The sequence below is a fragment of the Lachnospira intestinalis genome, from assembly GCF_040095895.1.
GTDB classification, from domain to species: Bacteria; Bacillota; Clostridia; order Lachnospirales; family Lachnospiraceae; genus Lachnospira; species Lachnospira intestinalis.
Map to the genome: position 1 here is coordinate 62,266 of NZ_JBBMFS010000003.1, position 21,834 is coordinate 84,099.

General features: G+C 43.8%; 23 protein-coding genes. 2 read left to right on the top strand and 21 right to left on the bottom strand.

The genetic code is table 11. The annotated features are described in order from the left end of the window. Positions 1 to 33: 33 nt before the first annotated feature. The 10 genes from rplV to WMO37_RS04755 all read right to left on the bottom strand — a co-directional run bounded on the left by rplV (position 34) and on the right by WMO37_RS04755 (position 9,135). Positions 34 to 420, bottom strand: a complete 387-nt coding sequence (rplV, locus tag WMO37_RS04710) for a 50S ribosomal protein L22 (RefSeq protein ID WP_022432667.1) — start codon at positions 418 to 420, stop codon at positions 34 to 36. Positions 421 to 448: 28 nt separating this feature from the next. Next, positions 449 to 724: a 30S ribosomal protein S19 gene (gene rpsS, locus WMO37_RS04715; protein ID WP_022432666.1), complete on the bottom strand. Its 276-nt coding sequence runs from the start codon at positions 722 to 724 to the stop codon at positions 449 to 451. Positions 725 to 761: 37 nt separating this feature from the next. After that, positions 762 to 1,604, bottom strand: coding sequence for a 50S ribosomal protein L2 (rplB, locus tag WMO37_RS04720; protein WP_022432665.1), 843 nt, complete (start codon positions 1,602 to 1,604; stop codon positions 762 to 764). Positions 1,605 to 1,663: 59 nt separating this feature from the next. Further along, complete coding sequence (rplW, locus tag WMO37_RS04725) at positions 1,664 to 1,963, bottom strand: 50S ribosomal protein L23 (RefSeq protein WP_022432664.1); 300 nt, start codon at positions 1,961 to 1,963, stop codon at positions 1,664 to 1,666. Next, positions 1,963 to 2,583, bottom strand: a complete 621-nt coding sequence (rplD, locus tag WMO37_RS04730) for a 50S ribosomal protein L4 (RefSeq protein ID WP_022432663.1) — start codon at positions 2,581 to 2,583, stop codon at positions 1,963 to 1,965. Before rplD ends, rplW begins: the two co-directional genes overlap by 1 nt. Before the next feature lie 28 nt (positions 2,584 to 2,611). Beyond that, positions 2,612 to 3,247 (bottom strand): 50S ribosomal protein L3, encoded by a 636-nt coding sequence (gene rplC, locus WMO37_RS04735; RefSeq protein WP_012738572.1) that lies wholly within the window; start codon positions 3,245 to 3,247, stop codon positions 2,612 to 2,614. A gap of 214 nt (positions 3,248 to 3,461) precedes the next feature. Further along, the gene (gene rpsJ, locus WMO37_RS04740; protein ID WP_012738571.1) at positions 3,462 to 3,776 is read right to left on the bottom strand and encodes a 30S ribosomal protein S10; all 315 of its coding nucleotides are present in this window, start codon (positions 3,774 to 3,776) and stop codon (positions 3,462 to 3,464) included. Between the two features lie 372 nt (positions 3,777 to 4,148). Continuing rightward, a complete protein-coding gene (locus tag WMO37_RS04745; protein WP_022432662.1) occupies positions 4,149 to 5,033 on the bottom strand; it encodes a YIP1 family protein in 885 nt (294 codons plus the stop codon). A gap of 119 nt (positions 5,034 to 5,152) precedes the next feature. Then, positions 5,153 to 6,949, bottom strand: a complete 1,797-nt coding sequence (locus tag WMO37_RS04750; protein ID WP_349154402.1) for an ABC-F family ATP-binding cassette domain-containing protein — start codon at positions 6,947 to 6,949, stop codon at positions 5,153 to 5,155. Next, positions 6,946 to 9,135: a SulP family inorganic anion transporter gene (locus tag WMO37_RS04755; protein WP_349154403.1), complete on the bottom strand. Its 2,190-nt coding sequence runs from the start codon at positions 9,133 to 9,135 to the stop codon at positions 6,946 to 6,948. The genes WMO37_RS04750 and WMO37_RS04755 overlap by 4 nt, the downstream gene beginning before the upstream one ends. Positions 9,136 to 9,514: 379 nt before the next feature. Here WMO37_RS04755 and WMO37_RS04760 point away from each other — a divergent pair, with 379 nt between their 5' ends. Next, positions 9,515 to 10,411: a class I SAM-dependent methyltransferase gene (locus WMO37_RS04760; protein WP_022432659.1), complete on the top strand. Its 897-nt coding sequence runs from the start codon at positions 9,515 to 9,517 to the stop codon at positions 10,409 to 10,411. A gap of 89 nt (positions 10,412 to 10,500) precedes the next feature. Here WMO37_RS04760 and WMO37_RS04765 read toward each other — a convergent pair whose 3' ends face one another. The 3 genes from WMO37_RS04765 to WMO37_RS04775 are packed head-to-tail and all read right to left on the bottom strand — an operon-like array spanning position 10,501 to position 13,788. Beyond that, entirely contained in the window at positions 10,501 to 11,688 is a 1,188-nt protein-coding gene (locus tag WMO37_RS04765) for an ABC transporter permease (protein ID WP_349154404.1), read from the bottom strand. Then, entirely contained in the window at positions 11,681 to 12,451 is a 771-nt protein-coding gene (locus WMO37_RS04770; RefSeq protein ID WP_022432657.1) for an ABC transporter ATP-binding protein, read from the bottom strand. Before WMO37_RS04770 ends, WMO37_RS04765 begins: the two co-directional genes overlap by 8 nt. A 17-nt stretch (positions 12,452 to 12,468) precedes the next feature. Next, positions 12,469 to 13,788: a putative ABC transporter permease gene (locus WMO37_RS04775; protein WP_022432656.1), complete on the bottom strand. Its 1,320-nt coding sequence runs from the start codon at positions 13,786 to 13,788 to the stop codon at positions 12,469 to 12,471. A gap of 301 nt (positions 13,789 to 14,089) precedes the next feature. Here WMO37_RS04775 and WMO37_RS04780 point away from each other — a divergent pair, with 301 nt between their 5' ends. After that, positions 14,090 to 14,704, top strand: coding sequence for a thiamine phosphate synthase (locus WMO37_RS04780; RefSeq protein WP_022432655.1), 615 nt, complete (start codon positions 14,090 to 14,092; stop codon positions 14,702 to 14,704). Positions 14,705 to 14,717: 13 nt separating this feature from the next. Here the strand turns inward: WMO37_RS04780 and WMO37_RS04785 are convergent, their stop codons facing one another. From WMO37_RS04785 to WMO37_RS04820, 8 genes are all read right to left on the bottom strand, one after another. After that, positions 14,718 to 15,371, bottom strand: a complete 654-nt coding sequence (locus WMO37_RS04785) for an ABC transporter ATP-binding protein (protein ID WP_349154405.1) — start codon at positions 15,369 to 15,371, stop codon at positions 14,718 to 14,720. Between the two features lie 39 nt (positions 15,372 to 15,410). Beyond that, complete coding sequence (locus WMO37_RS04790) at positions 15,411 to 16,280, bottom strand: DUF2705 family protein (RefSeq protein WP_022432653.1); 870 nt, start codon at positions 16,278 to 16,280, stop codon at positions 15,411 to 15,413. Continuing rightward, the gene (locus WMO37_RS04795) at positions 16,280 to 17,041 is read right to left on the bottom strand and encodes a hypothetical protein (protein ID WP_022432652.1); all 762 of its coding nucleotides are present in this window, start codon (positions 17,039 to 17,041) and stop codon (positions 16,280 to 16,282) included. Before WMO37_RS04795 ends, WMO37_RS04790 begins: the two co-directional genes overlap by 1 nt. Positions 17,042 to 17,110: 69 nt before the next feature. Next, positions 17,111 to 17,686, bottom strand: coding sequence for a DUF5028 domain-containing protein (locus WMO37_RS04800; protein WP_349154406.1), 576 nt, complete (start codon positions 17,684 to 17,686; stop codon positions 17,111 to 17,113). Beyond that, positions 17,676 to 18,500, bottom strand: coding sequence for a hypothetical protein (locus WMO37_RS04805; RefSeq protein ID WP_022432650.1), 825 nt, complete (start codon positions 18,498 to 18,500; stop codon positions 17,676 to 17,678). The genes WMO37_RS04800 and WMO37_RS04805 overlap by 11 nt, the downstream gene beginning before the upstream one ends. A gap of 21 nt (positions 18,501 to 18,521) precedes the next feature. Next, positions 18,522 to 19,352, bottom strand: coding sequence for a hypothetical protein (locus WMO37_RS04810; RefSeq protein WP_022432649.1), 831 nt, complete (start codon positions 19,350 to 19,352; stop codon positions 18,522 to 18,524). Positions 19,353 to 19,523: 171 nt separating this feature from the next. After that, positions 19,524 to 20,876, bottom strand: coding sequence for a sensor histidine kinase (locus WMO37_RS04815; RefSeq protein WP_349154407.1), 1,353 nt, complete (start codon positions 20,874 to 20,876; stop codon positions 19,524 to 19,526). Then, complete coding sequence (locus WMO37_RS04820) at positions 20,877 to 21,593, bottom strand: LytR/AlgR family response regulator transcription factor (protein WP_349154408.1); 717 nt, start codon at positions 21,591 to 21,593, stop codon at positions 20,877 to 20,879. Positions 21,594 to 21,834: the final 241 nt, after the last annotated feature.

Sequence of the window (21,834 nt, forward strand, 5' to 3'; positions counted from 1 at the left end):
GGCAAAGCACATAACACACATTGATACCTCGAATTATCTCTCATTCAGAATTACTGTGATATGGCTCATTCTCTTTTCGATTCTGTAAGCTCTACCCTGTGCTCTTGGGTGGATTCTCTTCATTGTAGGTCCTTTGTTTGCATAGCACTCTTCAATGTATAACTTACTTGGGTCCATACCATTATTGTTTTCAGCATTTGCTGCTGCTGATTTGATTAACTTCTCTAATAATGATGAAGCATATCTTGGATTGTACATTACGATAGCGAGTGCTTCTTCAACGCTCTTTCCTCTGATCGCATCTAATACAAAACACGCTTTCTGAACTGATACTCTAGCGTAAGATAACTTTGCGCTTGGTCTTGTATCCTTAACAGCATTTCTCTCTCTCTTTATCTGGGATCTATGTCCTTTTGCCATGGATTAAAACCTCCTTTCAAATATTGAATTATCTACTCTTCTTCTCGTCTTTGCCATGTCCTCTGTATGTTCTTGTTGCAACGAACTCACCGAGCTTATGGCCTACCATGTCCTCTGTAACATATACAGGCACATGCTTTCTTCCGTCATGAACTGCGATTGTATGTCCAACAAATGATGGGAAAATTGTTGAACGGCGTGACCATGTCTTAATAACCTGCTTATCGTTAGAAGCGTTCATCGCATCTACCTTTTTAAGTAAGCTTTCATCAGCGAATGGTCCTTTTTTAAGTGAACGAGCCATAGGTTCAAACCTCCTTAATAATCTTGTTAAAATTCAATTACTTAATTGCCTTACCGTCTCTTCTTCTTATGATAAGCTTGTTAGACTGTTTCTTCTTCTTACGAGTCTTAAGTCCCATAGCAGGCTTACCCCAAGGAGTCATCGGGCTTGGACGACCAACCGGTGCACGACCTTCACCACCACCGTGTGGATGGTCATTCGGGTTCATGACAGAACCACGAACTGTAGGTCTGATACCCATATGTCTCTTACGTCCGGCTTTACCAAGATTGATGAGGTTGTGGTCACCGTTACCTACAACACCGATTGTTGCGCGGCATACGATAGGAACCATTCTCATTTCGCCAGAAGGAAGTCTTAATGTTGCATACTTTCCTTCCTTAGCCATTAACTGAGCTGAGTTTCCGGCAGAACGAACCATCTGTCCGCCCTTACCAGGGTATAATTCAATATTGTGAACCTGAGTACCAACAGGAATAGCTGAAAGCGGTAAGCAGTTACCAACTCTGATTTCAGCTTCAGCACCGTTCATAACTGTCATGCCGTCTGTTAATCCCTGTGGTGCAAGGATATATGCTTTTTCACCATCTGCGTAGCAGATTAATGCGATATTTGCTGTTCTGTTCGGATCGTATTCGATACCGATAACCTTTGCAGGAACGCCTTCCTTATTTCTCTTGAAGTCGATAAGTCTGTACTTCTGTCTATTTCCACCACCGTGGTGTCTTACTGTGATCTTACCCTGATTGTTACGACCAGCAGTCTTCTTCTTAGAAGCAAGTAATGACTTCTCAGGAGTTGACTTTGTAATTTCAGAGAAATCTGAGCCAGTCATATTTCTTCTGGAAGGTGTATATGGGTTATATGATTTAATTCCCATTATATTCTCTCCTTTCGAGTGTGTAATATTGTTTTCTACACGTTTAACGCTGCTTTATTTTAGAGACCTTCAAAAATCTCAATATCTTTGCTGTCTTCTGTTAACCATACAATGGCCTTCTTAGTCTTCGCAGTAGTACCTACTGTTCTGCCTCTTCTCTTTTTCTTGCCAATGCTGTTCATTGTGTTAACTCTAGCAACCTTTGTTCCTTCAAACATCTTTTCAACAGCCTCTTTAACCATAGACTTGTTAGCTTCCGGATGTACAAGGAATGTATATTTCTTTTCAGCCATATCTGCCATTGACTTTTCTGTAATAACCGGCTTGAGGATTACATCAAAATACTGTACGTTTGCCATTATGCATATACCTCCTCGAGTTTTTCTACAGCAGCCTTTGTTACAACTAATGTTTCATACTTCAATACATCGTATGTGTTGATTTCGTTTGTAGCTGTAACCTTTACTGTCGGAATGTTTCTTCCTGAAAGAACAACATTCTTATTTTCACCTTCAAGAACAACTAAAGCCTTAGATGCCTTTAAGTTATTCATAACTTCAACAAATTTCTTTGTCTTGATTTCATCAAGCTTGAACTCATCCAGAACGATGATCTGGCTTTCAGCAACCTTTGATGATAATGCTGAGCAGAGAGCTGCTCTCTTTTCCTTCTTATTCATCTTGAATGAATAATCTCTTGGCTTTGGTGCGAATACGACGCCGCCGCCTGTCCACTGTGGAGATCTTGTAGAACCCTGTCTTGCATGACCAGTTCCCTTCTGTCTCCAAGGTTTTCTTCCGCCACCAGAAACTTCTGAACGTGTCTTTGCGCTCTGTGTTCCCTGACGATTATTTGCAAGCTGGTTAACTACTGCCATGTGTACAAGATGTTCATTTACTTCAACACCAAATACTGCATCGTTTAATTCGATTGAGCCAACTTCCTTGCCTTCAATATTGTAAACAGATACGTTTGCCATCTGTGTGGTCCTCCTTCCTTAGCAAAAACTACTTTGCAGCCTTTACTGTTTCTTTCAGTGTTACTAATGATTTCTTAGGTCCAGGTACTGCACCCTTAACTAAGATTACGTTGTTTTCAACATCAACTCTTACTACTTCAAGATTCTGGATTGTGATTCTCTTAGAACCCATATGTCCAGGCATTCCTTTTCCCTTGAATACTCTACCAGGTGTTGTTGCTGATCCGTTTGAACCCTGATGTCTGTGGAACTTAGAACCATGAGCCATAGGTCCTCTTGACTGGCCTAATCTCTTGATTGCGCCCTGGAAACCTTTACCCTTTGAAATAGCAGTTGCATCTACCTTATCGCCTGCTGCGAAGATATCAGCTTTGATTTCATCCTTTACTGAGTATTCTGAAGCATTTTCAAACTTGAACTCTCTTAAGAATCTCTTGTAAGGAACCTCTGCCTTATCAAAATGTCCTTTAACAGGCTTGTTTACTAACTTTTCTCTAATGTCAGCAAAACCAACCTGAACTGCATCGTAACCGTCGTTTTCTACTGTCTTTACTTGTGTTACAACACAAGGACCAGCCTGAAGAACAGTTACAGGTGTTAAAACACCGTCTTCGTTGAAGATTTGAGTCATTCCGACTTTTGTAGCTAAAATTGCCTTCTTCATTGATTTTCCTCCTGTTTAATCTACAGCGGACAAGATGAATATGCTCGCTTTAAATGTCCGCACAGCGCATCCTGTCATCCTAGAACAGCCAATATAAGTGGAACCCGCACCACTGTGCTGCATGTTGCATTCCTTAAATGAATGCGTTGCATAAGTTGCTTCTATATTAAACCCTTAGGATTATTGCTCTAATAATGAAAAATGTCTGTAATGATTAGTTCATTACCTTTAAGTTGATAAACACACCAGCCGGCATCTCTAACTTAGATAAAGCATCTACAGTCTTCTGAGATGGAGATAATACATCAATCAGTCTCTTGTGTGTTCTCTGCTCGAACTGTTCTCTTGAATCCTTGTACTTGTGAACAGCTCTAAGAATTGTAACAACTTCCTTCTTTGTTGGAAGAGGTACCGGACCACTTACCTGTGCTCCTGTTTTCTTAGCAGTTTCAATGATTTTCTTTGCTGACTGATCGATTAACTGATGATCATAAGCCTTCAGTGTAATTCTAATTACCTGATTTGCCATAAAAAAAGTCGCCTCCTTCGCACTTTCTAGATTTAAGTACGACAAGCGGTGACTGTACACACTCCCACGCGTATCACAATATCTCTTAGGACGTTGTGAACCTACGGGTCATCTTATTCATTTACAGATGATATTGTACAGTGACTTGTCGCCAGAATTATTTGACATTCGCTCCACGGAAAACCTGCGATTGTATCGCAGCAACCTCACGCTTCACAGCTATCAATGTCACAGCAATTGCTAGTATACACGACTATACTAATAAAATCAACAGGATAATTGTTCTTTTTTAAGAACAATCACCCTGTTGTCATTTTTTCAAATTTCTACCTATTATATATAGAAGAAATCCGTTTTATATTTCTTTCCGGATTAGTAAAACATACTCATCAGGCTGCTCAGGCTTGATAAGCTTTTAATACCTGACGGTACATACAGTCCCACAGCTTTGCTCATGATAACGACTGCCACAACCGCAAATACGATTACGCTTACTGCAATCATATAAGAAAGCTTATTTTCTTCACAGATTCCTGTCATTGCAGCATATACAAAGCAGATTGCCAAAATATTGCCAAGATAGAATACTGCAAATGCTATGCCCGGATTAACAAATAACAGAACACAGCCTGCAAGCATAAACGGAATCACTGCAGCACTTCTTACACTTGTAATTGCAAGCGCCTTTTTGTAATCAATATCTGCCTTTACAATCTTGCCTGCTGCAAAGAAAATCAATGCAAACACTGCTGATAAAACAACTGAAAAAATCAATGTAACAAAAAATCCCTTTGCATTGGATACCTGATACTTATTCGATGAAAAATATGAAGTAATCCCTGAAAAAGCTGCATTGATTCTGGTGGTGCAGATTAATCCGAACAAGCCGGCAATGACTGCCTGTAACACAATCAGAATCAGTGACACTGTCATATCAGACTCTGCCACATAAGCACGGCCTTCCTGTGCCGGTGACTTAAAGATGCCAAGCAGGTTCTTCCATGCATTTCCTGCCGCTTCCATACCCTGCTGCATATACTCGTTTGCCTTCTGCTGCATCTGTGCCGTATTAAACTGCGTCCCCTGTGCACCCGCTGCATCTGCCTGACCGGCATTAACCTGACCGCTCATCTGATCCGTTGCTGCCTGTGCTGCACCGGATGTCTGCTGTGCCTGTGCTGCGGCTGCCTGCTGGCTGCCTGCGCATCCACATACTTCTCCGTCCTGAAGCTCTTTACCACAAAATTTACAAAACATTTCTTTCCCTCCGTAGTTTATTTTTTCGTTATAATTTTTTTATAAATTATACATATTTGAGTCTATCATATGGAGGTATTTTTGTCAAAATTTGTCTGATGGTATTTTGCTGCATCATTTTATTTTTGTTTCTGCTGTTCAATCAGCTCCGCCAGTTCATTTAATTCCACCCAGCGGTTCATCTTAAACTCCAGCTGTTCTTCCAGTTCACTCTTTTCCTGTGTCAGCTCCGTTAAACGGCTGTACTGTGTTGCAGCCATTTCTATTTCGCTATCCAGCTTAGCAATTTTTTGTTCCAGCGCGGCGATTTCTTCATCGATCACTTCGTATTCTTTTTGTTCCTTATAAGAAAAGCGGAGTTTTTTCTCGCGGTCCTTATTGTATTCTTTTTTACCCTTCGGCTTTTCCGCAATCTTAGCCTGTTTTGCCTGCATACCTCCGGACTTTTCGTAATAGTCGCTAAATCCGCCTTCGTACTGGTGCAGGATACCATTTTCCTCAAATGCGAAAATACGATCCACAATTCTGTCGAGAAAATAACGGTCATGCGATACGGTAATGACAATGCCTGCAAAGCCGTCTAAGTAGTCTTCGAGTATTTCCAGCGTTTCAATATCCAGATCGTTGGTCGGTTCATCTAATATCAGTACATTCGGCGCACTCATTAAGACACTGAGCAGATAGAGTCTTCTCTTTTCACCACCGGATAACTTTTCTATCGGTGTCCACTGCATTTTCGGCGTAAATAAAAAACGCTCGCACATCTGGGACGCTGTCGCCTTGCCGGTTGCCGTTGTCACATATTCGCCGATGCTTCTTACATATTCAAGCACCGTCATTTTTTCGTCCAGCGGTTCATTCTCCTGCATGAAATACCCGATTTTTACCGTTTCACCGATTGAAACCGTGCCGGAGTCCGGCTGAATCTGTCCTGTGATAATCTTCATCAGTGTCGATTTTCCACAGCCGTTTCTACCTATGATACCGATACGGTCATCTCTTAAAAATATGTATGAAAAATCACGGATATACGTAATGCCGTCATAGGCTTTTGTGATATTTTCCAGTTCAATCGTCTTTTTGCCGAGGCGCGATGTGACCGAGTTCATCTCCATTGCCTGTTTTTCAAAGCTGGCACGTGCCTGTCTGGACGCTTCCTTCATATCCTCATAACGGTCAATTCTTGCCTGCTGTTTGGTGGAACGCGCCTGACAGCCCCTGCGGATCCATTCCAGCTCACGACGCAGAATATTCTGCCGCTTTTCTTCGGTCGCCATTTCCATCTGCTCACGCTGGGTCTTTAACTCCAGAAAACCCGAATAATTCGTATCGTAGCTGTATAAATGCGTGCGGTCAAGTTCCACAATCCGGTTGGTAACATTGTCAAGAAAATAACGGTCATGCGTTACCATCAGCAGCTCACCCTTAAACTGGCGGATATAATCTTCCAGCCAGATGACCATTTCATTATCCAAATGGTTGGTCGGCTCGTCTAATATCAGTACCTCCGCCGGTTCTACAAGTGTCTTTGCCAGCGCAACTCTTTTTTTCTGCCCGCCGGAAAGCGCATGAATATCTTTATCAAATTCCGTAATGCCAAGCTTTGTAAGAATTGTTTTCGCTTCCGCCTCACTGCTGTGCTGTTTACCACGCAGGACGTAGCCAAGAATCGTATCCTTTTCCGGGAACTGCGCCTTCTGCTCCAGATAAGCGACCGTTACGCCCTTGCCCTTTACAACCTGTCCGGCATCGGCTTCCTCCAGGCCCGCAATAATTTTTAAAAATGTAGATTTTCCCGTGCCGTTGACACCGATAACACCGATTTTGTCGCCTTTGTTGACACCGAGTGTCACCTCGTCAAACAATTGTTTTTCTCCATAGGTTTTGCTTACTTTTTCTACATTTAATATATTCATGATTCTTCTCCATTCTCACCGTATAATTCCCGCAGCTTTGCCGCCAGTTCGGGATTGGTCTTGGTCAACCTGTGGATATGCTCTTTTCTGCGTTCCAGCATATGCGCGTAGGCTTTCGGATTGCGTTCTTTAAACTGCATTGCCAGTTCGTGGCGGTGCTGCTTGAGCATACGGAGTGCTTCGGGATTGATATGCTGTAATTTTAATTCAACAATACTTCTTCGCTGTTCAATCTGCTCTTCAATCTCACTTTCATTTTCAGGGTTGTTCTGTGCCATTTCAGACAAATGCATTTCCAGACGGTCAAGCAGCTCTTCTTCGTCATACAAACCGATACGGCCCCATGATACGTGATTTTCTGCTTTTTTAAGTGTCTCTGCACTATGTTCATTTGCAGCTGTAATCTGCCGGGCAATCTCTATCGCAATCTGTTCCATTTTTTCTTCCGCATCATTCCCAAATGCCCATTCAAATTCCGCGAGCCGCTCCTGCGCCTCCACAAAGGCATATTTCATATTCAGTCCGTTTTCATTTTCCAGCGGATACGGCTTATCCACACCCGCATCACGCAGTGCAAGTGAAATGGTTCTTCTTGCAACGCCTTCCTCTACCAGACTCCCCGCTCCAAAAGCCCTTAACTGGTCGTTGACCGCACCTACATGCTCTGTCAGATAAAAGCGGATTCCCTTCGCACGCAGATTTCTGTTTAAAATAACAAGGCGGTCTGCGGCTGTGATATCAATGCTTCCGATTCCGCTCGCATCGACAATCACCTGTTTGGTATCTTCTTTTATCGCATTTTCAATATCATTCTGGAATGTGTCAATATTGGCAAAAAACAGATTGCCCGAAAAACGGTAAATTACCGTATGCTGTACCGGGTGGGCATTGCGGTTTCTTTTCAATGCATAAAAGCCCTCCTGTCCCGGAATCATGCCAAGAAATCCTTTCGGTGGCACTACTGCGCGGATAATTACTGCAATAAACGATAAAATCACGCCAATAATAACACCGTAAATCGTTCCAAAAATCAGAACACCAAAAAACGCTGCCATAAATATTAAGAATTCCTGCTTATTCGTCTTCCAAAGCTTCTTTGCAAGTCCGAATTCCAGAATGCCAATCAGCGCACAGATAACAATACCGGTCAGCACCGGAACCGGAAGATACTGTAACAGCCCTGTGCCAAACAGCAGTACCAGTACCATTGTAAATGCTGCCGATAAAGACATCACCTGCGAGCGTGCGCCAAACTGGTCGCCGATGCCGGTTCTTGACACACTGCCGTTAATCGGGCAGCATCCCACCAGCGCTCCGGCAAAATTGCCCGCCGCATAGGCAAGCACCTCGCGATTGTTGTTGATTTTATAATTGTATTTTAACGCATAATTACTGCTGGCAAGTAATGTCTGTGCCACAATAACAAGTGCCACGGTAAAAGACAGCAAAAGAATATCCCCTGTATTTTCACCCAGCACACTGACATCGGGAAATGCCAGTTTTGGAAGTCCCGCCGATACCTGCGGCAGAAGCTTCACCCCATACCGGTCAATATGGAAAACGGCAGTCAGTGCAGCTCCCACTGCCATTAATACCACCGACATTGGAAACTTCGGGACATATTTTTTTGCTGTTAAAATAATCACAATCGTACCAATGCCAAGCACCGCCGATAACAGGTTAAAATATTGCAGCTGGTTTAAGATATGGGCAATCAGGACAAAAAGTTCTCCCGTGCCTGCCGAACCGCCAAACAGCTTTGCCACCTGCATTAAAATAATCGTACAGCCGATACCGGAAATAAATCCGCCCATAACCGGCGTTGAGATGTAACTCACCAGCTTGCCTGCGCGCACGATGTAAAACAGCAGAAGCCACCCGGCAGTCACCAGCGTAATGACCGGCACCAGCCTGATTGCTTCTCCTGAGCCTGTTACAATGCCAAGTGAAGCCAGTGTCGCACCGACCAGTGCCGCCGGTGTTGCATCGACACCAAATACAAACTGCGGCGATGAAGTAATCAGACTGAATACAAGAATCGGGAGCAGTGAGCCGTATAAGCCATATACAACCGGCAGCCCGGCAACCTGCGCATATCCCATTGAAATCGGAATTGATACCAGGGCTACAATAATTCCTGATAAAATATCTTTTTTCAAGGTTTTCGTTTTGTAATTCTGAAACATTTTCCCTCCATTCCAGGGTGTACTTTTATTCCCTTTTGTCATTTTTTCTGCAAATATGATGTTATTATACTGATTACCCCGTTATTTTGCAACTTTTCCGCATGGATTTGAGATGTTTCTACCTATTATATAGACTGATCTCCGCACAACAGCTCCAAATTCTGATTGCCCTAAATCAATTTACACTACGCACTCTCAAAATTCTGCCCCATATTCACATATCGTGGGATTGTCACCATCAAACCTTTATGATATGATAAATAAACATTCATAAGCGATTATTTATGATGTCTATGGCAGACGGCAAAAATCCGTCCGGGTCTGCATAAATGCTTGCCGGACTTCAGCCCATATACATCAGGAAAGAAAGGTTTTATATATGTTTATTGCAAATAACTGGAAAGATTACGAAGTCATTGATACTTCCGAAGGCGAAAAGCTGGAACGCTGGGGAACTTACCTGCTTGTAAGACCCGACCCGCAGGTTATCTGGAACACACCAAAAAAAGAAAAAGGCTGGCGTAAAATGAACGGACATTACCACCGCAGCAGCAAGGGCGGCGGTGAATGGGAGTTCTTTGACCTGCCGCAGCAGTGGCAGATTCAGTATGAAAGTCCGTCCTTTAAACAGCCGCTGACGTTTAATTTAAAGCCGTTCAGCTTTAAGCACACCGGTATTTTCCCGGAACAGGCAACCAACTGGGACTGGTTTGGACATCTGATTTCCGAAAAGGTAAAGAAAAATCCGGATAAGCCGGTAAAGGTATTAAATCTCTTTGCCTATACCGGCGGTGCAACCCTTGCCGCAGCTGCTGCCGGTGCACATGTCACCCATGTTGACGCTTCCAAAGGCATTGTTGCATGGGCAAAGGAAAATGCAACATCCTCCGGACTGATTGACAAGCCAATCCGCTGGATTGTCGATGACTGCGTTAAATTTGTCCAGCGTGAAATCCGCCGCGGCAACCACTACGACGGTATTATCATGGACCCGCCATCCTACGGCAGAGGTCCGAAGGGTGAAATCTGGAAAATTGAAGAATCCGTTTATCCGCTGATTCAACTGTGCGCACAGCTGTTATCCGATGACCCGCTGTTTTTCCTGATTAACTCTTACACCACCGGCTTACAGCCTGCTGTGCTTTCCTATATGCTTTCTACGGAATTAAAGGCATTTGACGGACAGGTTGATTCACAGGAGGTCGGACTTCCGGTATCCTCTAACGGACTGGTGCTTCCGTGTGGCGCTTCCGGCCGCTGGTCCCGCCCACTTTAAGCCGGAACAGCTAAACTTATAAAAAATTATAAAAAATGCAGGAAAACGCAAAGCTTTACAACCTCCTTGCGTTTTCCTGCATTTTATTTTTACTTAGAAAACATAATCTTTTCGCTGTTAAACATTCTTGTCAGTACCCATACGAAAATTCCCGCATAAACCAGATTGGATACAAAGGTAATCATTACATGCACGGCATTGACCGAGAATAAAAAGACACTGCTCATGCACTGCACGCTGTTGTAAATCGGAATCAGATACCAGTAATTTTCCTGCGGCGTTCCGTTTCCAAACATCGTACTGATTGACACAATCATTATAATTATCATTAACGGCGATACATATGTCCCCGCTTCTTTCACATTTTTTGCATATGCAGATACGACTGAAATCAATGAAATAATCAGCAGTACCGAACACAGCACAATCATTAACAGCAGCGCATAGTCCTGTACATGATAGACATTAACATTCACCCCTACGTCGTCACCGCTCATTGCCATAAGCTTCGGCAGGGACAATGCCGTTCCCGTAAAACTTGACAGACCACTCAGCAGTGCAAGGATACTAAGGGCAAGAATCTTTCCAATCGCAATTTCAGAGCGGCGTACCGGTGTTACAAGCAGTGTGGTAAGCGTGCCGCGCTCCTTTTCCCCTGAAATCGACTCTGGTGCGAGGGACGTACATGCACTGAAAATAAACGTCATCAGAAGCATTGGGAACAGCATGGAGAAGATTTTTCCCGTAATATCCTTATCCGATGCCAGGTCATACCCGCCGTCTGCATTTGCGTTAATATCAAACTTGTTAATCATGCTGCTTTCGTACTGGTTTAAAACCTCTGTAATCATGCTGTAACCGCTTGCCGATTCGGTCTTTGAGGAATTATAATAAATTTCAACCTGCGGTGCCGGGGTCTGCGCCGTCATGCTGTCGTAAGCTGCCACTGCCTGTTCAAAATCCTTCGGAAATATGACAATCAAATCACAATCCTGATTTTCCACCTGCATTTTCATCTCATCCATAGATTTATCCGCATCCCGGTAATCCAGATTCAAGCTGTCAAATACCGGCTTTAAGCTCTGCGGCGTATCCAGCATAAATACCGATGTCTTATAATCATCTTTGACCTCAAACTGGCTCGACATCGCCTGCCCCATAATCGAATACACAATATAAATCATCAGTCCCGGCAGGAGAATCGTTGTCAGAAGCATACGCCTATCCGAAAGATACCGGAACAGTTCCTTTTTCATGATTGTAAAAATATTATTCATCTGCCTTACCCTCCATATTTTCATACAGTTCAAAGAACCGGTCTTCTAACGGCTGTCCCGCCATAACATTTTCCAGCGTATCACAGCACACGGATTTACCACGGATAATAATGACCACACGGTCACAAATTTTTTCAATCAGGCTGAAAATGTGGCTGGAAATAATAATGCATTTGCCCTGTTCGCGCAGCTCCTTTAAGAAGTTCACCACAATCCGTTCCGTAATAACATCGAGTCCGTTGGTCGGTTCATCAAAGATAATAATATCCGGGTTATGTACAATGGAAATGACCAGTGAAATCTTCTGTTTCATACCGGTTGACATATCGGCAACCTTAACCTCTGCAAATTTATCAATACCGAATTTTTCAAACAGCTCTTTTTTACGCTGTGCTGCCTGTTCTTCCCCGACACCGTACAGCTTTGAAAAGTAGTCAAACAGATAATTCGGTGTAAAGTAATCCTCAAGCTTTAATTCACTCGTTAAAAATCCGATATGTCTGCGGTAATCCATAAGATTGCCTGTAATGTCCGCACCGTCTAAACACACCTGACCTTCATCAGCCTTAATAACTGATGCTAAAATTCTGAGCGTTGTGGTTTTTCCGGCGCCGTTTGCGCCAAGGATTCCAAGGATTTCTCCCGGACGCGCATCAAATGAAACGTCTGCTACCGCCACTTTGATTTTTTCTTTTGTCTTTTCGATTTTCTGCTGCTTTTTCGACATTTTAAATGTCTTTTTCAGCCCCTTTACTTCTAACATACACTTCCTCCATTTCTTTAATCCGTTATTTTCATATTCGGATATACCCACTCAATAAAACTGTCCGGATAGGTGTGGTCCAAAAACTGCTCCACTGCCGTATCCGCGCCGGCCTGCTGCTTTCTGTCTACATAGCGCATTAATGCCACGGACGAAATCAGCATATCCAGCGCCATTGCAAATACTAAAATATACGTAAGTACTTTTCCCGCTACCGGTGGAATCTTTTCAATCACCCTGCTGACTGCCGGGTACAAAAGCTTTAACCACACAATGGCAAGCACACCCCAGAAAAAGCAGAACAGCAGATTAATCCGCCCGTTGATATTAAACGGCATATGGCTGTAATCCCAGAACGTCGTTCCAAACACCACTTCCGTAAACACGCTGCAGCTGTATTCATACACACCACCCATGAAAAATCCTGCGATAAAAATATAACGGTCATTTCTTTTCTGCAGGGAATATAAAAGACCTGTCGCAATCGCGCCGCCAAGTCCCCACACAATGCTGAATGTTCCGTATAAAAGACTGCTTCGGCTCATAAGCACCCCGGAAGTCGCCCACACAAACACCGTTTCAATCCAGTCCCCGACCAGCGCACTGATAAAGAATATCCAAAACAGCTTATCAAAGCACAAGCCCTTTGCAAACACTCTGTTTACCGGCTTTCCAAAACCGTCTGCTTCGGACTTTTCCTGATGTTCCATTTCCGGAAAAGCGCGGTACATTCTTTTCTGAATCATGAAAATGAGTTTTTCCCCGATACTCTGTTTGGTCTTTTCAAGTCCTGCCGCCACCGTATCATAAACATTGCCCTGTATTTTCCACTTGAGCATGGTCGCCGCCGTCACTAAAACGTCCACCGCAAACAAAACCAGCAGTACCACTTCAAGCACCTTCAGCACCCGCAGCGGAAGCAGTTCATATAAAATGTATAAAAACGGATGCACCAGCCAGATACAAAGCATGGCAGTCACCGACCAGAACAGTGATGTCCGGACACTTACATAGCCGTTTAAATTCCACTTATGTCCCGAATAGTCCCAAAGGCGGTGTCCTGTGATTTTGCGTACAAGTGCCGCCGCCACATACTGAATGACCGTGATAATCACAAAACACATGACAAACTGTAAAAAAGGATTATCCATCAAATCACTGACATCGGTTAAAATCACAATCATGCAAAAGCCGTATTTCATGCAGAGCGGTCCGTTGACAAACCCGCGGTTGACAAATCTGCCGTACTTAAATGCCGCCAGCACTTCTTCAAATACCCATCCGATAAATGAATATAGGAAGAAAAAATAAATGTACTGAAATATTGTATATTCCATATCTGCTCCATTTCTGTGCGATTCTGCCGCTAAAGACATTTTCGCTGTTATTTATTTGATTCTCAAAATATCATCTGACGAAAATGCGGCTTTCTCCTGACAGATTTCCTCCCCTCTATGCCGGATTTTATACCGCACTTTCATTCTATGCAGTTACAGGGCTTCTGTCATCCTGTACTTTCTAACCGATTTTTCACGTACAAACTTGAGAACTCATTATTGCTATGGTATCATATTCCATAGCTTTACGCAACGTAGTATTTTTAAAGAACCCAAAAACCGCTTTAGGAAGGAGCTGTCCATGACTGATTACAGTGCTTTTATCGCCATTACCAACCACCATCTGCTACCGCCGGATTCCGACACCCTGGATTTCATTCCGGGCAGTGTATCCTATCACCGCTTTTTAGCGCAGGTGGAAATAATCGCGGCAACAAATGTATCCGCCATTGTACTGCGGGAAAAGGATTTAGAAGAAACAGTTTATGAAGCACTTGCCAAAGACTGTATCACACTTTGTACGCATTATAATAAGAAACTGATTTTACATTCCTTTCTTGAATCGGCACACCGGTTAAATCACCCGTATATCCAGCTGTCGCTGTCACAGCTTGAAACATACCGCAAAGCGGGACTTTTATCGGATTTTGCACAGATTGGCACTTCGGTACACTCTGTAGATGATGTCCGCCTTGCTGAAAAGCTTGGTGCAGACTATGTATTTGCAGGAAATATTTATGAAACGGAATGTAAGGCAGGACTTGCCGGACGCGGACTTGCCTTTTTAAAAGAAGTCTGTGACAACACCTGTCTGCCCGTGTATGCCATTGGCGGCATGACACCGGACAGACTTCCGGGTGTTTTAGAGGCAGGTGCAAAAGGCGCGTGCATGATGTCGGGATTTATGAAGCTATAATCAGACTGCTACGCTAATGGCAGCTTTGTGACGCCTGCGGCACAATTCGTCCTTCGGCGATTTCGATGATTTCATCGGATAAAAAGTTTAATTCCTCGGAATCGTGACAGGCAATGATACAGACGGCGCCGCGCTCTTTCTGTTCCTTTAGAATCGTGCGCACCTGTTTGGCACCACTTTCATCTAAGGCATTAATCGGCTCATCCAAGATGACGATGTCCGAATTTTCCATGACAGCGGCAGCAATGCCGAGCCGCTGTTTCATGCCGAGCGAATATTTTCTGTAGGTGCGCTTATCGTCCGGGTCTAAGCCAATCTTTTCAAGCGTTTCCCGGATTTCATCTTCCACGACACGCTTCTGGATTGCAGCAAGCACCGAAAGATTTTTAAGTCCCGTATACCCCGGAATAAACGAAGGATTTTCAATCAGAATCCCGACACTTCTCGGGAATGAAATCTGCTTTCCAAGCTGTTCCCCGTTAATGGTAATGCTTCCGCCGGTCGGCAGAATCAGTCCACAGACGGCACGCATAAGCATTGTCTTTCCCGAACCGTTCTTTCCCTTTAATCCATAAACCTTTCCGCCCTCCAGATGTAAATTAATATCTTTTAAAACCTCTGCCCCTTTAATTTTTTTATTCAGATTTTTGATTTCGATTGTATTCATTTTTCTCCCACTCCTTTGCCCGGTTAAAATTCACCGTCATTACTTATTCATGCTGTTTTTGTTTAGTACGTCATATCTGCCAAAAAGAAATACCCCCGCCGTTATGCTTGCGGCTATGACTAAAAGATTTATCAAAATGCCGGTCTGCCAGTCCACACCGTTTGCATTGACCGGTTTCATACGGTAGAGCATCATATAATTCCCCAGCCAGCACCCTTTCATAAAAAATGCGGAAAATACGCAGTTTGTCATAAGTACCATGAAACTGACCCACGGCTGTAGGATAAATTCGATTGTCATCTGAAAAAGCGATACCGCCATGGAAGTCAGCACCGGAAGCACAAATACCATACAGCAGAGCATTTTGTCATTTAGTTTGTCAGGATTTTCACAAAAAAGCAGTTTTACAACCACCTCTTTGTGCGGTGCTATCCCTGAAAAAAATGCCGCACCGCCCGGTTTTACCGAAGCAATAAACGCCGCCGTAACCGCTCCCGCAATCAATGCCGCATAATATCCAAGGACACTTATCACATTCCAGATACATTTGCAAATCCACCAATCGGACCTTCTTCGACAGCGCACCAGCTTATTCAGCCCCGTTCCGTGCAGCTCTCCGGCCGCATAACCGCCAATCAGCACCGCAAGCAGAATATTTATCAGTAAAAATAATACCGGCACTTCAAACGGCTGGTGCTGATTCGGAATATACTCCTGCATACCGCGGAAAATGTAAGCGAAGCAGTCCCCAAATGATGCTGCACGCAGCTCTCCTGTCCATGCTTCCAACAGCGCATACCGGTTTAAAAATGCTGCCGTGCTGACCGCTCCCAGCGCAAACGGCAGAATGTACAGATACCACTGCCTGACAATTCCCTGCTTTAATTCCGCCCTAATCTGCTGTTTCATTAATCTGCCTCTTTCTTTAACATATTTTTTCTTCGCATCAAAAACAGTCCCAGTACAAATGCCGCCGCCACACAGCACAGCGGAAAAAGTATCTCATCGCCCGCACGAATCCCCTGATAATAGAGCCTTGTGCAAGGAAAACACATGCGCAGGAAAAAGATATTGACCGGTGCCGGTGTCATCCGCTTTTCCAGTGTAAACAGCACCATCATTACCGCATAACCGTAGACCGGCTGGGACAGCTTCCACCAAAGCAGGACAATCATCATTGCCATAACGGTAATTTCCGCAAACAGCACAATCAGAAAAATGCCTGCCGTCTGCCACGCCGCCACTTCAAATTCCACCGGACGCTGCATTTGTGCATACGCATTGCTGTTTAGCTCCCGCCAGTTGCATTTCCACTGGAAATGTGTCACGCCGTATGCCGTTACCAGTACAAACACATACAGTACAAACAGTCCCGCCTGTAAAAAAATCTTTTTACACAGCGAAAGCCAAAAACTTTTCATGCTTTTTTTACGCACCAGCACCGCCGCACGCATTTCATATTTAATATGGTTGATAATAAAAAGCTGGGACAACAATAAAAAAATAATTAATCCCTTTTCATGTGCATAGCTGTATATATCACTCATGCAGTACACCGCGTCCGGCTCCGACATCGCCGTTTTAAAAATAACCATAAGCCAGACCGGAATAAGCACTGCCGAAAACCACAAAAGTCCGGTATCCAGCCAGCCGTTGACAAATTTTTTCAAAATTTCTTCTCCCCTTTCCCCATTTTTTTTAGACACGCTCCGCTGACACAATTCCCCTGTAAAGTTTTTTTATTCATTGGTAAACACCAGTTCTTTTTGTACCGGATACCACCAGTAAACCAGCGTGTACGTCTCCTCCTCTAATTTTTGAAACCACTTTTTCCCGATAAGAATCTCCGTTACAGTACACGACAATTCGATCTCCTGCACCTCTCCGGGCTGTATCGTCTGATTTTTCTTTCGGTTCTCCTGTGACACACCGTTGTGAAATCCGCTGTTTTGTGCAACGGCTAAAAATGAATCCGCCTCAAAACGCAGTTCCTTCTCTGTCGTATTGCGAAATGCCAGCTTATACACAATCACCTTCCAGTCCTTAGCATGTTCTCCCGCATCGAGCGAATCGGGATACCGCTCACGATATTCATCATAAGAATAAATGTGTGTCGAAAGCGGTGTAATCTCCAGACCGTCAAGCATTGCGGGTGAATCCTTTGTATACTGCTCACAGACCGAAGGGTTTGGAAAACGCCTGTTAATATCCCGGATAAAATATCCCATAACCGCCGCTGTTATAAGACACGCAAGCACTGCCACGCTTCTGATCATCATTTTCTTTTTTGAAATTTGTTTCCTTTTATAATGCATCTTGTTTCACCCCGTTTACAAAATATATAATCGCCGTAATCACGCCGACAACCGCTCCGGTCACAAAAACGGTTTCCTTATGCAGTATCGCGCCGTGGCTCATATCCAGCAGCCAGATGAGATCCACCGTAATTCCCGACTTTCTTCCCACAAAATTTGATGCCGTTGTAAAACCATACCATATTAAAAAAGGAACCATTCCCAGCAGAAATATATTATCTACAATGCTTGCCGCCGCCAGAGCCGTTGTCGCAAAAATTCCGCCGTAAAAAAATGTAATCACCATATAAATGGCAATGTAGGCAAACGGTTTGGTATAAAATATCGATGAAAACAGCTCTGTTGCCGAAAGATACTGTCCGTTCCGGATTGGTGTCAATGCCGGAAGCATACAGGCGGTCACCGGCAGGCTGACAAGATACGGAAACAGCACCGTCAGACCGCCGCTTAAAAAAACAGCCAGATACTTTGCCGTCAGATAATTGATTTTTTTCGTTCTGGTATACACATTTTTAATATAACCGCCTTTCCGGTCCAGATGATACGACAGTGCATGCGGCATCATCGCCAGCACCGGAAAAATCGTTAAAAAAGTCACTTTATACGGACTGCCCGAATTTAATCCGAACCAGTACATAAAAAGGCTTGCCGGTTGTCCGTCACTGCCTCTGTAAAATATCAACGGATTTCTGGCATACGGATAAGCTTCAAATACCGTCTGTGCTATGGCAAGCAGACAGCCTATAAAAACCGCAATCCACATCATTTTATTTTTTACGGCTCTTTCCCATTCTGTATGAAACTGCTCTCTCACAATGTTTCTCCTTTTTGCTTTCTAATTCCCTTCCCCGATATCCAGCCGGAACATATAACTGCCGTCTGCAATCGAGTTGACACCGTCTGTACCGCCGATTCCGCCAATGCCCGAATACATATATACATCTCTTAAAACACCCGGTGTATTTATCAACTGGTATACCATTACGGTTTCTATTTCCTCATCCTGTGCAAAGTTATAAAAGTATGCGTCCTTATGCAATTCTTCGGGACGTTTTAAATACGGACATTTATCAAATCCTATTATTTCCGCAAACGAAATCCGCTGGAATAAATTCTCACCATCTTTATTCACCAGTGTCCCGCTCATTTCCAGCTTTTTGTTATTCCCACCGGATACATTTTTCATACGGACCTTGACCGCAACATACTGGTGATTGTTCTTGGACGATGAGCCGTCTTCATTTAACTCGCGGCTTATAACCAGCCAGTTTTTAAAGGTGGCATCGCCGTTTTCAATTTCATCTAACCGGGTCAGGGTATTACCGAGCTTCCACGCATTCAGCACGGTCATTTCAAAGCCGCCATACAGCTTTGTTTCTCCCATTCCAACCTCTGTTACGTTTACCTTTTTGCCGTTAAACTGATACGCCGTCGGTTCTTCATGTGCTATCATTGCCGTGGTTGTCGCCTGACTTAAATCCTTGGTCTGTGCCTCGCCTGCATCTCCCACCAGCGTAAATTTTTCATCGCGGCTTACGGCATCTTCCACCGAATACTGATTCCCACAGCCGCCGCAGACTGCCGCCAGCAGTACCGTAAGTGTGACTGCAGCGGCTCTCCTGCTCCCTGCCTTAACCCCCGGCATTTCCCACTTTTTTCTTTTCATAACCTTCTCCTTTATTTTTTTATGCCCGCCTGCAAAATTGAAATTACCGATACCGGATTCTTTGAAATTGCTGACACGCTCTGGCATTTTCTTAAAACAAATATACCCCCTCCTGTTATCTTCTAACAAGAGGGGGCGGCACAAGCGGTCACTTTTATGGCACGAACGGTTTTATATTCGGATATGCACGCAGAAACAGCCACTGTCTTCATACAGATCCATAAATCCGTCGTATTTTTTTACAATTTCCCGGACATTTTTCAAGCCAAAGCCGTGATTTTCTGCATCCTGCTTGGTTGTACCAATATTTTTTACTTTCTGTACATCCTGTAAAACCGACTCTGCAATGCGGTTTCTTATCAAAATGTCCAATACTTCTTCTATCATGACAATCTTTATTTCAATCTTTCTCTGTGCCTTGGAAAGCTTTAACTCGGCTTCAATCGCATTGTCTAAAAGATTTCCGAGTACACAGCATAATTCCGTCTGGGTTAATCCACGAATATTCTTATCCACCGAAATCACCGCCGGAATATCCTGCTCTTTACAGTACATCAGCTTCGCATTTAACACCGCATCCGCCACGCTGTTTTTCGTCTTTACAAATTCCTGTAATGCCGCAGTCTGACGGACATATTCCAAAAGATACTGCTTTGCCCGCTCCTGACCGTGTTCCTCATCGGAAAGAAGCATATTCAGGGTGTTGACGTGATTTTTTAAATCGTGGCGCATTTTGCGGACATGCTCGTCAAGCACTGCCACGCTGTCCATATACTGTTTCTGGTAAGCGCTCTCCTGCAATGCTTTTTCCGCCGCCTGCTCATTTTTCTGCATGGACTTAATACGGCACAACAAGACAATCAGAAAGCTTTCATTTAACAAAACACCTGCCACTACGATTGTTCCCATGCCACGGTCTGGCACCCTGTCCGACAGCATCCCTGCCGATACTGCCGCGCATATCAGAATCGTGAGAGCCAGCAGTCCCAATTCTTTTGGGTGAAGCTGATACAGCTCTCTTTTAACAAGTGCATCTGCCAGCACAAATTCCAAAAATGCAATAAATGCGGCGGATAACATCACACTGTCCTCCGCTCCATTGTAAAACCGTTCTCCTAAGACGCAGGCAATTCCTGCCGCCACAGTCAAAACACCAGTCGTAACCATCGCTTTTTTGATATTCCCGCCGGTCAATACCCCTGTAAGCACGCCCAGTACAACGCCCTCTGAAAGCACCAGCATGTATATGGCAAGTCCCTTTGCAACAATCAACTGATTTGCCGCCGTCAGCACCAGAAATGCCGCCGCCACACATACCATATAGTTACCGCGGTTTCCCAAAAACGTGTCCTTTTTATAACCGTTTTCATTTCCCGTGCGCCGCCGCTGTATATCATTTCTGATTGTACGGATAAACAGCAGTGCCATTTCAAGCATAATCATCTGGAACAGCAGAATCCCCACGCTGTCCTTTGCCGACAGCAGCAGTTGATACATATTTTCATTAATCAGTGTTGTATTCATCTATACCGCTCCGTTCATGTTGCGCTGATACTGCGTGAAACGCTCCAGCACCGTATCCTTACACCGCCTGCTCATGTCCAGAACCGTATCATTCATTAACAAAACAGTTTCGTCCCGCATATTGACCTTTTTCACATATTTTAAATTTACAAGATACTGCTTGTGGATTCTGACAAAATCATACGGTTCAAGCTGTTTTAAAGTTTCCGTCATGGTCTTTCGCACCTCGTAACTGTATTTGGTGGTATAAATAACAACGTTATGCTTATCACTTGCCACATAACAGATACTGCTGACGGCAATGGATTCCTTTTCATTTTTACCGTCCAGTAAAAAGGTTCCGTTCTGATTTAAAACCGTTTTCAGCCTCGCCATAACCTTTGGCAGAACTTCCGTATAGTTTTCTTTTCTTAAAAAATAAAACGGCTGGTACTCAAAGCTGTCAAATACGAGCGATTCATTCGATGTCAGAAAAATAATCCGGGCTTCGCTTTTTCTTTCGGCTAATGCCTTTGCCGTATCAAATCCCGACATGCCTTCCATATATAAATCCAGAAATACCGCATCATAATTGCACCGACAGGCACCCTTTAACAGTTCTTCCCCTGAATGATACTCGTCCACAAACAGTTTGTTTCCGCCGGTATCAAATGCCGCCAGCTTTCTTCTTAAATTGGCACACAACAGTATATCATCATCACATATTGCAAGATACATTTTACAGGTCCTCTACTTTATTATTCATCACTTTCAATTTACGCTTTTTGTGGTGAACCGTCAACGGGTTTTCGGGCTTTATATTTTTAAATTTTCAGATAAAAAACTTTCTTTTATTTTGTTGACAAACTATTACCCGATTGGTAATATTATTTTCTGTAGCGAAGATGCCACGAAACCCTTGGACATCTTCGCCTTTTTTTACTTACGGCACTATATTACAACACCGTATTGCAGTGTG